At 59.7% G+C, this 12,882-nt stretch carries 10 protein-coding genes; 6 read left to right on the top strand and 4 right to left on the bottom strand.

Going from position 1 to position 12,882, the window contains the following annotated elements; translation table 11 throughout:
• Positions 1-62 precede the first annotated feature (62 nt).
• Positions 63-2,096, bottom strand: coding sequence for an NAD-dependent DNA ligase LigA (ligA, locus tag HNR62_RS01215; protein WP_204794278.1), 2,034 nt, complete (start codon positions 2,094-2,096; stop codon positions 63-65).
• Between the two features lie 347 nt (positions 2,097-2,443).
• Entirely contained in the window at positions 2,444-3,457 is a 1,014-nt protein-coding gene (zipA, locus tag HNR62_RS01210) for a cell division protein ZipA (RefSeq protein WP_204794277.1), read from the bottom strand.
• 355 nt (positions 3,458-3,812) lie between these two features.
• Here zipA and cysZ point away from each other — a divergent pair, with 355 nt between their 5' ends.
• Positions 3,813-4,574 (top strand): sulfate transporter CysZ, encoded by a 762-nt coding sequence (gene cysZ / locus HNR62_RS01205; RefSeq protein WP_204794276.1) that lies wholly within the window; start codon positions 3,813-3,815, stop codon positions 4,572-4,574.
• Here the strand turns inward: cysZ and mepK are convergent.
• On the bottom strand, positions 4,538-5,086 hold the full coding sequence (gene mepK, locus HNR62_RS01200) for a peptidoglycan L,D-endopeptidase MepK (protein WP_204794275.1): 549 nt from the start codon (positions 5,084-5,086) through the stop codon (positions 4,538-4,540). The two genes, cysZ and mepK, sit on opposite strands and share 37 nt — an antisense overlap.
• Positions 5,087-5,358: 272 nt before the next feature.
• Positions 5,359-6,897 (bottom strand): L,D-transpeptidase family protein, encoded by a 1,539-nt coding sequence (locus HNR62_RS01195; protein ID WP_204794274.1) that lies wholly within the window; start codon positions 6,895-6,897, stop codon positions 5,359-5,361.
• Positions 6,898-7,215: 318 nt separating this feature from the next.
• On the opposite strand from HNR62_RS01195, the gene cysK reads away from it, so the two are divergent.
• The 5 genes from cysK (at position 7,216) to HNR62_RS01170 (ending at position 12,841) form a co-directional block, all read left to right on the top strand.
• A complete protein-coding gene (gene cysK / locus HNR62_RS01190) occupies positions 7,216-8,184 on the top strand; it encodes a cysteine synthase A (RefSeq protein WP_204794273.1) in 969 nt (322 codons plus the stop codon).
• 292 nt (positions 8,185-8,476) lie between these two features.
• Positions 8,477-8,986, top strand: a complete 510-nt coding sequence (gene crr, locus HNR62_RS01185; RefSeq protein ID WP_204794272.1) for a PTS glucose transporter subunit IIA — start codon at positions 8,477-8,479, stop codon at positions 8,984-8,986.
• A gap of 104 nt (positions 8,987-9,090) precedes the next feature.
• On the top strand, positions 9,091-9,372 hold the full coding sequence (locus HNR62_RS01180) for an HlyU family transcriptional regulator (RefSeq protein ID WP_204794271.1): 282 nt from the start codon (positions 9,091-9,093) through the stop codon (positions 9,370-9,372).
• Entirely contained in the window at positions 9,365-11,422 is a 2,058-nt protein-coding gene (locus HNR62_RS01175; protein WP_204794270.1) for a tRNA(Met) cytidine acetyltransferase TmcA, read from the top strand. Before HNR62_RS01180 ends, HNR62_RS01175 begins: the two co-directional genes overlap by 8 nt.
• 87 nt (positions 11,423-11,509) lie before the next feature.
• Entirely contained in the window at positions 11,510-12,841 is a 1,332-nt protein-coding gene (locus HNR62_RS01170; RefSeq protein ID WP_204794269.1) for an alanine/glycine:cation symporter family protein, read from the top strand.
• The last annotated feature ends 41 nt before the right edge of the window (positions 12,842-12,882 follow it).

Raw genomic sequence — 12,882 nt, 5'->3', positions numbered from 1 at the left:
GGTGTTGAGATGTGGCTTCGCCACATTGCACAGCTGAAGCAGTGCCTACAGAATCAACTCGCTTACCGGTGCTCGGCCAGCAGTGCCAGCAGTCCGTCTTCGTCCATGATGTCGATGCCCAGCTCCTGAGCCTTCACCAGCTTGGAGCCCGCCGCTTCACCGGCCACCACGCAGCTGGTTTTGGCCGACACAGATCCCGCTACCTTGGCACCCAGCGCCTGCAGCGCTGTCTTGGCATCGCTGCGGGACAGTTGCGTCAGGGTACCGGTCAGCACGAAAGTCTGCCCCGCCAACGGCTGGGCATCGGCGGCTACCGGCGCCATCGCCGGCCAGTGCAGTCCGCAGCCGCCCTGCTCCCGAGCACCGACCAGCGCCTGTACCACCTCCAGATTATGCGGTTGCCGGAAAAAATAGTAGATATGCTTGGCCACGATGTCACCCACATCCGGCACCGCCAGCAAGGCTTCTGTCTCGGCGCCGATCACCGCTTCCAACGTCAGGAAATGCCGGGCCAGGTTGTTGGCGGTCGCCTCCCCGACTTCCCGTATCCCCAGTGCATAGAGAAAGCGAGCCAGGGTGGTACTGCGCGCCTTGTCCAGTGCCGTCAGCAGCTTGGCGGCCGACTTGTCGCCCATCCGCTCCAGCCCCGCCAGATCCTGATGACTCAGCCGAAACAAGTCCGCCGGGGTCTTGATCTTGTCCTGCTCCACCAGCTGATCGATAAGCTTGGTGCCCAGCCCCTCGATATCCAGTGCCTTGCGCGAAGCAAAATGCTTGATCGCCTCCTTGCGCTGGGCGGCACAGAAGAGGCCGCCGGTACAGCGGGCCACCGCCTCCCCTTCGATGCGCTCTATGTCTGAGTCGCAGACCGGACAGCAAACCGGAAACTCGATGATTCGGGCATCTTCGGGGCGCCGTTCCAGCACCACCGCCGCTACCTGGGGGATCACGTCTCCGGCCCGGCGCACTATCACCGTATCGCCGATCATCACCCCCAGCCGGGCAATTTCATCGGCGTTGTGCAGGGTCGCATTGGACACCACCACGCCGGCCACCTGCACCGGCTCCAGCTTGGCGACCGGGGTAATGGCACCTGTGCGACCGACCTGGAATTCCACATTCAGCAGCCGGGTCAGTTCTTCCTGCGCCGGAAACTTGTGGGCGGTAGCCCAGCGCGGCGCCCGGGCCACAAAGCCAAGCCGCTCCTGCAGTGCCAGATCGTCCACCTTGTAGACAACACCGTCGATTTCGTAGGGCAGTTGATCCCGGCGGTTGAGAATGTCGTTATGATATTGCTCACAGCCGGCTCGGCCCTGCATGCGCTTCACCTCGGGGCTGACTGGCAGCCCCCAGCCCTTGAGCCGTTGCAGAATATCGAAATGACGCTCGCCCAGCGGCTCGCCTTCCACCAGGCCGACGCCGTAACAGTAAAAGGCCAGCGGCCGCCTGGCCGTGACTCTTGAGTCCAGCTGGCGCAGGCTGCCGGCGGCGGCATTGCGCGGGTTGGCAAACACCTTGTCACCACCGGCCCGGGCCGCCTCGTTCATGCGCTCGAATCCGGCGCTGGGCATGAAGACCTCGCCCCGAACTTCCAGCCGGGCCGGCCAGTCATCGCCTCTCAGCCTGAGCGGTATCGCCTTGATGGTGCGCACATTTTCGGTAATGCCTTCGCCGGTACTGCCATCGCCTCGGGTGGCGGCCTGTACCAAGCTGCCCTGCTCATACAGCAGGCTCACCGCCAGGCCGTCGAGCTTGGGCTCACAGCAGAACTCGATGGGGGCGTCACTGCCCAGCCGGCTATGCAACCGCTTTTCGAAGGCGGTCAGCTCCTCGTCACTGAACACGTTATCCAGCGACAGCATCGGCAGCGCATGGCGTACCTCGGGGAACGCCGATACCGGGGCGCCACCTACCTTCTGGCTGGGCGAACTCGCATCCAGCCATTCAGGATGAGCCTGCTCCAGCGCAATCAACTCACGCATCAAGCGGTCATATTCCGCATCCGGTACCGTAGGGGCATCGGCCACATAGTATTGCTCGTTATAGGTATCGAGCTGCTCGCGCAGGGCAAGAATTCGGGCTTGGGTATCATTCATGAGGCTATTCCGCTTAAACAAAAAGTGCGGCCCTCGGCCGCACTTTATTATTACAATCAAGGTATCAGGGCACAGGGTCTGTTGACCTTTCGCGGTGAAATTTTGTTCGAGTTAAACGCGTTTTTATCGCGGCGAGAGGGTTGCGGCCTAGTCATTCTAAGCAAAGCCCTCTCAACAAAGAGAAAAACGCGTTTAGCCGAACCCGCAGGGCAGCGCTTGTGGGGGCTTGCTACAGCGTTATCACATATTTATGTAGAGTGACTACACGGCATAAGCGCTGCCTTGTATCAAGACCCCACAAACTGCTGCAAAAATCATCTCGAAAGGTCAACAGACCCTACTAATGGTTATTGGGCCTGGCTGTCGTAGTCTCTCAGCTGTTCTCGGCAATGGGCCAGATAATCGGGGCTGAGCGGACTGCGCTGGCCATCCAGCAGCAGGGCATCCAGATCCTCGGCCATGTTTTCGGCCGTTTGCACCATCAGGTTGAAGTGGTGCTTGGCCATTCCGGGTGTCGGCAGTTGCATGAACATCGACACCCCGGGAGTGCTGAATTGCGCCATGGCGTTGGGATTGAAGGTACCGGGCTTGACCATGTTGATCAGGCTGAACAGCGCCTCCCCCTGAGGTGTAGGGGTCTGGTGGCGATGAAATATATCCATGTCGCCGAAATAGAAACCGGCGTCGGTCAGGGCCCGGGTCAAGTCGCCGCCGGCCAGTTGCTGATTGGGCCGGGCCACCAGGTTGATGACGTAAACGTCCTGCCAGGTCTTGGGGACTTGCCGCCGCGGCGCGGCCGGGGCCGACTCCGGCTCGGCATGATGGATGGGATCGGGTGCCAGCTCGGGCGCTGGCTCGGGAGTATACTGGGGCTCGACAATCTCGGCGCTGGGCACCGGGGCGGCCGGTTCGTCGAACAGGGGATCAATCTCCCCCTGGCGATACCGGCGCTCGCGTTGCTGTAATTCGGTTTCGGCAACGACCGGTTCGTTCGCAGAAACCGCCTGGCCGGCAGCCGCCGCTTTTTGGGCAGACGAAGGGGTCGCCGGCGTTAGCCCGATGACGGGGTCGTCTTCATCATCGTCGTTGAGAGCAGAAAAATGCGGGGAGGTTTGCCAGTCATTCTCGTCTTCATGGTGACGGCGCACGAGTTCGGCCTTGCGCGTACCGAGTACCCGCACCTTGCCGATACCATCACCATCAAAGTCATCGTCGCCGACCGCTCCATTCGCGACCTTGCCTATCGGTTTTTCACGCATCGGCTTTTGACGCCCTTTCTGGCTGGTCCACAGCCCGTGGATCAGCAAGGCGGCAATGGCCACCGCACCCAGAATGATCAAGATAATTCGCAAATCCTGCATTATTGCTTCTCTAAAGTTTTTTGCCTGTCATTCAGCCATGTTACCGACGTAAGCGGTAATCTGATGACCCGGGCCGGAATATTATCAAAGACACCGACAAGGGTATGTTTACCATACGGGTTTGACAAGCGTCATCTCGGTGAGTAACGGATAAAAACCCTCCTTTTTGCCTCTATTTATCTGTCGGGAGTCGAGACTGGTGCTGTCGGGATGCCTGGGAGCGGGTACCGGCAGGGTTGGTAGCCCATGTCGTTTGTCCTGTAACACGACAGACGGCTTCGCGACGACTTCCCTACCGGGCTTGGCAGTCCGCCCATGGCTCTCTAATATAGGTTTTTTTCCAAAGGAAGCCTTAATGCCAGCCACTTATCACTCGGCCAGCGGGCCACAGTATCTGCTCAAGGGGTTGTCCCTGATCCGGGAACCGGATTTACGTCTCTTTGTATTGATTCCGCTGGCGATCAACCTGCTGTTGTTCGGCGGTGCCTTTTACTGGCTTTATTTACAGCTGGGGCAGCTTTTTTCCTGGTTTGAGGGGGCGATTCCCGATTACCTGCAGTGGCTGAGCTATCTGCTCTGGCCGCTGGCCATCATCACCATCGCCGTGGTGTTTTCGCTGATGTTCACCAGTGTCGCCAACCTGCTGGCCGCGCCCTTCAATGGTCTGCTGGCCGAACGGGTAGAACAGAAACTGACCGGCAAGACGCTGCCCGACAGCAGCTGGGCCGCCTTGGTCCGGGACACCCCCCGCATGCTGGGCCGGGAAGTACGCAAGATGACCTATTATGTGCCCCGCGCCATCGGCTGCCTGCTGCTGTTTCTGGTGCCCGCCTTCGGGCAAACTCTGGCGCCGCTGATCTGGTTTGCGTTCAGCGCCTGGATGATGGCCATCCAGTACTGCGACTACCCGTTCGATAATCACAAAATCGACTTCGATCTGATGCGGCGCTCACTGGCGGAAAAAAGACGGCTCAGCTGGGGCTTTGGCGCCAGCGTCGCACTCTGTTCGGGCCTGCCGCTGATCAACCTGCTGATCATGCCGGTAGCGATTTGCGGCGCCACGGCCCTGTGGGTCGATCATTACCCCCAACTGCGTACCGGCCCGGTATCCAGATGAACAAAATTCGACTTGGGATAATAGCCGACGCCCCCCACCTTGAGTTGCAAGGCGGCCTTGCGGACCTGGGCCAGCGGTACGCCGGGCAGGCGCAGATCGATGGCCTGTCCCTTCATGTGGTAGCTCTTCTTGGCCACACCGCTGCCGTTTTTGCGCAGCATGGCATTGGTATGGGGTGAACGATAGCCGGAGATAATCTGGATCTCCCCGGCTTTTCCCAGCCGATGCTGCAGCAGAAACAGCTGATCGAACAGCTTGGGGTCGATGTCATGTACCTCGTTACGACGAAAATCACGCATCACGTGATTGAAGGTGCTGAGTCCCTCCTTGAGGTAACGGCCTTCTTCCCAGAAGCGGGCCGTTACCTTCTCACCGGTGTGAAGGTGGTGCAGGCTCAACTTGCGTACCGGGGCGGACAGACTGGCCTGTGCCGGCAGTGACATCAGCGACGCCACGCCCAGCCCCCCCATGCCCATTAAAAAACGACGACGATCCACGGTACGTTGCAGCATGTTTTCTCCTTCAGACATCATTTCAAACTCATTTTAAATACAAAAAGGGTGCATCAGCCGGGCCTAAACCCGGTTGATAAGACACAGCGCTAAAAGGGAGGGCTGAACAGAAGGTCGCCATCGTCCGCCAATGGCATTGCCTGTCGGTTATCTGATGTCACCACATAAAAACGGGCGGAAATTATCCTATAAAGGATGAAATAATCAACAACCATTGGTTATAAGGCCGACTGGTTATAAGCCGCCGTAGACGACGGCCTCAAGCGTCGAGGTTAGCCGGCGGTGAAGGGGTTGTGCAGGGTTCGATCGAAATCATAGATGTCGTTACGAAAGCGAGGCCAGCCGTCGGGACCCAGCCAGCCCGGCCAGTACACCATAAACACCGGCAAGGGCCGAGCCACCGGTAACCAGCGGGTGACGCCGCTGGCTTTCAATGCCGTCAGCCGCTCCAGGCTCATTTGATCACTTAACAACCAGTCGGCAAGCTGCTCGGCGCCTGCTACCCGCACACAGCCGGAGCTGAGTGCCCGGCTCTCGCGGGAAAAAAGGTGACGGACCGGGGTATCATGCAGATAAATGGCATCATCGTTGGGCAGATGAAACTTGTAGGCGCCGAGGGCGTTGCGGCTGCCGGGTTGCTGCCGTAACCGATAGGGAAAACCGCCGCCGTTATAAAGCCGGGCCTGCCATTCGGCCCTGGAAACCCGCCCCGCGCCGTCGAGCACCTCGAAGCCTTCCCGCTCGAGATAACCGGGATCCCGGTACAGCCTGGGCACTATGTCCTTTTCGATAATAGAGCGCGGCACATTCCAGGGCGGATTGAGCACCACATGGGTGATATTGCTGGCCATGATCGGGGTTTTGCGTTCGTCTTTACCGACAATGACGTCACTTTCCAGTACCACTACCTGGTCCTGATAAAGCCGCAGACGGTATTCGGGAATATTCACCAGCAGATAGGATGACGGCAGCTTGTCCCCAATCAGGGTTCGCAGCATGCTTCGCATCAGCAACTGGGCCCGCCGCAGTGGAGTCATATCCAGCCAGGCGAAGGTCTGGGGACCGATGACACCGTCCACCTGCAGACCATGTCGCCGCTGAAAATCGCGTATGCCCTGTTCCAGCCCGGCATCATATATTTCGGGATCATGTATTTCGGGATCATGTATTTCGGGATCATGTATTTCGGGAGCATGGAAGGCATCGGCGGGGGCATAAACGGTATCGTCCACATCCGGGAGTGAGGGCGCGCCTGCCACCGGAATGTCTCCCAGCAAGCCTAGCCGCTCCCGAATGCGAGATATCACCTTGCCCCGAACACCGGGCCGCAAGGTGGCGGTACGCAGCGCAGGCCAGGGCTGAACATTCAGCGCCAGCAGCCGGGCCAGCTGTTGCTGCAACTGATCATGATTGGCATACCCCGGCGCCAGCCCTTGCACCAGGACATAACGCCGCTGCTGCTCCGCCGCCAACTGCAGCTCGAGATGATCCTGCTCCCGGAACGAAAGAAAGGCATCTGTGGTACGCAGATACTGACGATCAACGAAGGATAACGAAGCCCAGTATCGCCAGAAGGCCTGCATGCCGAGCAAGAGGCGATCGTCAGCCTCATCGGAGGCGGTATCGACCGACACCGCCTGTCGCCACCACAGGGTCAGTGTGGGGTGCACATCGGCCAGCGCCAATTCCAGTCCCTGTTGATGCAATTGCAGCCTGGCTTCGGGTTCGTCCCGCCAGGAAGAAGCCGCCACGCCACTCAGGCCGACATAAAGCAGCAGCCACAGCCCGAACACCACCCGATATCCTGTCATCTCACCGCCCGTCATCTTGCAGTTCGCCCATTCCCTGAAGTGAATCCCCGTCGGATCCACAATTCTCCCCCTCCCCCCGGACGCACCGCTATCGATAGCATCCCACCATTACCTGTACCTGTTACCTGTTACCTGTACCTGTCTTGATAGCAGACCCGGCCATAAAGCGGTATCGTTTCCTCCCGACTCAATGGAATATCATTCTATCAATTAATAACATATGGTTATAACAAATCGTCATTTCTCATTCTATAAAGAATGGTTAAGCTGACTATATACCAAGACTTCCGGTGTTACTGAACCTTAGGGATAGCCACGATGAGCAACATTTTCGAAGATAACTCTCTGACCATTGGTCATACTCCGCTGGTCAAATTGAACCGGGTCAGCAAGGGACGAGTGCTGGCCAAGATAGAAAGCCGTAATCCCAGTTTCAGCGTCAAATGCCGTATCGGCGCCAACATGATATGGGATGCCGAAAAACGGGGTGAGCTGGTGCCCGGAAAAGAGCTGATTGAGCCCACCAGCGGTAACACCGGTATTGCGCTGGCCTTCGTGGCCGCCTCCCGCGGTTACGCCATTACCCTGACCATGCCCAGCACCATGAGCATGGAACGCCGTCAGCTGCTGAAAGCCCTGGGCGCCAACCTGGTACTGACCGATGGCGCCAAGGGCATGAAAGGCGCCATCGAAAAGGCCATGGAGCTGAAAGAAACGGCTCCGGACAAATATGTACTGCTGCAGCAGTTCAACAACCCGGCCAACCCGGAAATCCATGAAAAAACCACCGGCCCCGAGCTGTGGGAAGACACCGACGGTGACATCGATGTGTTTGTGGCCGGCGTGGGTACCGGCGGCACCCTGACCGGTGTGTCCCGCTATATCAAGAACACCAAAGGCAAGGCCATTACCACGGTTGCCGTCGAACCGGTCGAGTCTCCGGTGATCACCCAGGCCCTGGCCGGTGAAGAGATCAAGCCCGGCCCGCACAAGATTCAGGGCATCGGCGCCGGCTTTATTCCCGGCAACCTGGACTTGTCTTTGATCGACAGGGTCGAGCAGGTTTCCAGCGAAGATGCCATCGAGATGGCCCGCCGTCTGATGAAGGATGAAGGCATTCTGGCCGGCATCAGCTCCGGTGCCGCCGTGGTGGCCGCCAATCGCCTGGCCGAATTGCCCGAGTTTGCCGACAAGACCATAGTGGTGATACTGCCCAGCTCCGGCGAACGCTATCTCAGCACCGCCCTGTTTCAGGGCATCTTCACCGAGCAGGAACTGCAAGCCTGATCGAACACATCACTGGCCACTGACAACCCGCCTGGTGGCCAGCCTCGATGCAATCATCAAACGGCATTTCCGCCTGCGGGAATGCCGTTTGCGAATGCGGTGCACTCTGCCGCCTTCGTCAGATAGCGAATATTGAGCTCCAGCCCCACACTCCCCATGTACATTGGCGCCTCAGCCCCTACAATGATGAAAGCCTTTGCCCAAGCTTGATATTTTCGGATCGGCCTGCCTCTTTTTCTCGGTAAAGTCCGTCTGTTATCATCATCATCAAATAATGCCAGGAGCTGATAATATGGGTCTGTTCGAAAAACTGAAAAGAATGGTGTCTGACGATACCGGTGAGAGCAGCGGTATCGATATTTTTTCCCCCCTTTCCGGTGAGCTTGTTCCTATCGAAGAGGTACCGGATGTGGTGTTTGCCGAAAAAATAGTGGGTGACGGCATCGCCATCAAACCCAGCGGCAACAAGCTGGTTGCCCCCTGCGACGGCACCATCGGCAAGATATTCGAAACCAATCATGCCTTCTCTATCGAATCCGACACCGGCCTGGAGCTCTTCGTTCACTTCGGCATCGACACCGTGGAGCTCAAGGGCGAAGGGTTTACCCGCATCGCCCGGGAAGGTCAGCAGGTGAAAAAAGGCGACACCATCATCGAGTTCGATCTCGCGCTACTGGAAACCAAGGCCAGATCCACCCTGACTCCGGTGGTCATTTCCAACATGGATGAGGTCAGGGAAGTCACCAAGCAAAGCGGTGCCGTGACCCAAGCCGAAGACGTGATCATGCGCGTCAGGAAATAACCCGGTCTGCGGCTGCAAGGCGCCACAGCGGCGCCTTTTTTATTGACACGGCTGCGCCTTTTTTATTGACGATGTTATTCACTGTGACAGGAAAATTCATCACCATGTTCAACTGGCTGAAGAAATGGTTCGCGCAAGGCGCCTCCACGACAACACCCGATGTTGAGCCCGAGTCTTACCGGGGCTTCGACATCCATCCCGAACCCATGGCCGAGGGCGGCCAGTACCGGCTGCACGGTCGCATCACCCGGCTCAAAGACGGGGAATTGCAGGAATATCGGCTGATCCGCTCGGATGTGCTGCCATCGGCCGAACAGGCAGCCGAGCTGATGATAGCCAAGGCCAGGCGGGTCATCGACGAACAGGGTGAACGCATTTTTGACTGAATGGTCTCATTGGCGCCGGCAGTTGCGGCACAACGGCGAACGCCGCCTGCTGGTGCTGAGTGGCAACGAAGACTGGGCCATGACGCAGGCCCGGGAGCTCGCTGGCCGTCATGGTGAGGCCAGGACTCTCTGGCTGGGACAGGCCCCCGCAGACCAGGCGTCCTGTGCCATCGGCAAGTTTCAGGGCGCGCTCGGCCGGGAATACGACAGCCTGGTGTTCAATGCCTATAGCGGCCTGCATCCGGATGCCTTCGGCGCCGCCGTCGGCACTCTGGTGGCCGGGGGCATGCTGCTGCTGCTGTGCCCGCCGCTGCGCGAATGGCCGACGTATGCGGACCCGGATCTGGTGCGTTATGTAGCCCTGCCGGAGCAGGCTGCCGGGCTCGACAGCCCTTTTCTGCATCGCTTTGCCACTCTGCTACAACAAGACACCGCGGTACTGTTCTGGCGGCAAGAAGCCCCCTTCCCCCCCCTGCCCGATTTGTCCCCCGCTCCCTGGCGGCGTGAGCGCGACCGCCGTGGCTGCCTGAACCCGCAGCAACGCCATGCGCTGATGATGCTGCTGCACGCCGCCCGCCGCCGACAACCGCTGGTGCTGACCGCCGATCGGGGCCGGGGCAAGTCCAGCCTGCTCGGACTCGCGGCCGGGCGATGGCTCGCCGCCGGTTATCGGGTATTGCTGACCGCCCCCAGCCCGGGCGCTACCGCCCAGGCGCTGGCGCACTGTGATGGGCCGCTGGACTTTATTGCCCCGGACACCCTGCTGGCCCAACGGCCAGACGCAGACATACTGCTGGTAGACGAAGCCGCCGCTATTCCGGTGCCCATGCTGCTGACCCTGGCCCGACGCTATTGCTGTATTTTCGCCAGCACAGAGCACGGCTACGAAGGGACCGGGCTCGGCTTTCAGCTGAAGTTTCAGCCGGCGCTGACGACGCTGGCGCCAGACTGGCAGAAGGTGCACCTGGATATGCCTGCACGCTGGAGCCCGCAAGATCCGCTGGAACCGCTGGTATTCCGGCTGCTGGCCCTCGATGCGGACCCGATCACGCCCCCCCGAAAAGGTGAATTGAGCATGGGCTGGGTCAGCCGTCAGCAGTTTCTGGACGATGACCGCCTGTTGCAACAACTGTTCGGTCTGCTGACCCTGGCTCACTATCAAACCCGCCCCAGCGATCTGCGCCACCTGCTGGATGCTCCCGAGCTGAGTCTGGCGGTGGCCTTTCGTGCCGGCATTCCGGTGGCCGCCGCCCTGTTGACCCGGGAGGGCACGCTTGCCCCCACGCTCGCTCAAGCCATCTGGCGCGGCCAGCGCCGCCCTCGCGGCCACCTGCTGCCCCAGTCGCTGAGCTTCCATGGCGGCATAGAGGAGGCCTGCCGGTTCTCTTATCAGCGGGTGATGCGCATCGTGGTGCATCCCCATTGCCAGCAGCAGGGCATAGGGTCACAACTGCTGAGCTGGCTGCAACAGGGGCTGCAACAAGGGATGCAACAGGACCAATGCGACTTTCTCGGTGCCAGCTTCGGCGCCAGCCCGGAGTTGCTGGACTTCTGGCAAAACAACGGCTTCGCTGCCGTGCGTATCGGCCTGGGCACCGACGGGGTCAGCGGCCTGCATGCGGCCATGATGCTGTGGCCCTGTTCCGATGCCGCCCGGCAGGCTTTGCCGTTGTGGCAAGGTCAGTTCAGCGCCAACCTGGCCTTTTACCGCCGGGGGCTGTTGCGAGAACTGCCGGATACCTGGTGGCAGCACCTGAAACTGCCCGCACCTGCCTCGACGGCGGCGCGGGATAGCGCCATTGCCCATGACTTCGCCTTCTGCCACCGGGATCTGTTGTGCGATAGACCGGCACTGGTCCGTTTCATACAGGAGAATGCGCCGCTTGTGCCCCTGTCCCGGCACCAGCAAGCGCTGCTCCATGCGCTACTGACACCCGGTGCCCTTCCCGCCGAGGTGGCTCGACAACAGGGGCTGTCCGGTCAGAAAGCCGTCATCCAGCAATGTCGCCAGCTGCTGCGCCATTTTTTTTCGGCTCCATCCGAAACATAAAATCATTATTCATTTCTCGAAAAGAGCGCTAGGCTAGTACAGGAAAGTCCTGTTGATTCAATATTATTCATGCGAGGAGTCGCGCAGATGGAACTGCTTACCGAATTACTGACTAAAATCAACGGCGTCGTCTGGGGCGTGCCCATGCTGGTGGGTATTCTGGGGCTCGGCCTCTACCTGCAGCTGGGGCTCGGCCTGATGCCCATCCGCAAACTGGGGACCGGCTTCAGGCTGCTGTTTTCCAAAGCCGAAGCCGGCAGTGGTGAAATCTCGCCTTTCAATGCCCTGATGACGGCGCTGTCCGCCACCATAGGGACAGGTAACATCGCCGGGGTCGCCACCGCCATCTTCTTCGGCGGGCCCGGCGCCCTGTTCTGGATGTGGATGACCGCCCTGGTCGGTATGGCCACCAAATATGCCGAGGCAGTGTGTGCGGTCAAGTATCGGGAAACCGACAAACTCGGTAACCACGTCGGCGGCCCCATGTACTACATCAAGAACGGACTTGGTGCCAAGTGGGCTTGGCTGGGGGTCGCCTTCGCCATCTTCGGCGGTATCGCCGGTTTCGGTATCGGCAATACGGTGCAGGCCAACTCGGTAGCCGATGCCCTCGACTCCTCCTTCGGCATTTCCCATGTCACCACCGGCATAGTGCTGATGGTGCTGGTGGGCATGGTACTGATCGGCGGTATTCGCTGGATCTCCGAGGTGGCCGGCAAGCTGGTGCCGCTGATGACGGTGGCCTATTTCAGTGCCGGCATTGTGGTACTGGCCGTTAACCTGGAGGCGATTCCCGCCGCCTTCGGCCTGATCATCGAACATGCCTTCAGCCCCATCGCCGCCCAGGGCGGCTTTGCCGGCGCCGCCGTGTGGGCCGCCATTCGTTTCGGGGTAGCACGCGGGGTCTTTTCCAACGAGGCCGGCCTCGGCAGTGCGCCCATCGCCCATGCCGCCGCCAAAACCGACAGCCCGGTACGCCAGGGTCTGATCGCCATGCTGGGTACCTTTATCGATACCATCATCGTCTGCTCCATTACCGGCCTGGCCATTATCGTCACCGGCAGCTGGACCAGCGGTGAAGCCGGGGCGTCGCTGACCACCCTGGCCTTCTCGCTCGCCATTCCCGGCGGGGAATACATAGTGGCGGTAGCCCTGGCCATCTTCGCCTTTACCACCATCCTCGGCTGGAGTTTCTATGGCGAGAAATGCGTGCAGTTTCTGTTTGGCGTCAAGGCGATAGTGCCGTTTCGTATCGCCTGGGTGCTGGCCCTGCCCATCGGTGCCACCCAGTCGCTGGAGTTTATCTGGTTGATGGCCGATACCATGAACGCCATGATGGCCATTCCCAACCTGATTGCACTGGCCCTGCTGAGTCCCATAGTATTCCGCCTAACCAGAGAGTACTTCGCCAAACAGTGATCTTTATCACCGGGGAGGGGTGGCATCACTACAGCCATCTC

The organism is Oceanisphaera litoralis, assembly GCF_016907015.1.
Classification (GTDB): domain Bacteria; phylum Pseudomonadota; class Gammaproteobacteria; order Enterobacterales; family Aeromonadaceae; genus Oceanimonas; species Oceanimonas litoralis.
Note: the sequence above shows the minus strand (reverse complement) of the source record. Positions and strands in the feature narration are given on the sequence as shown.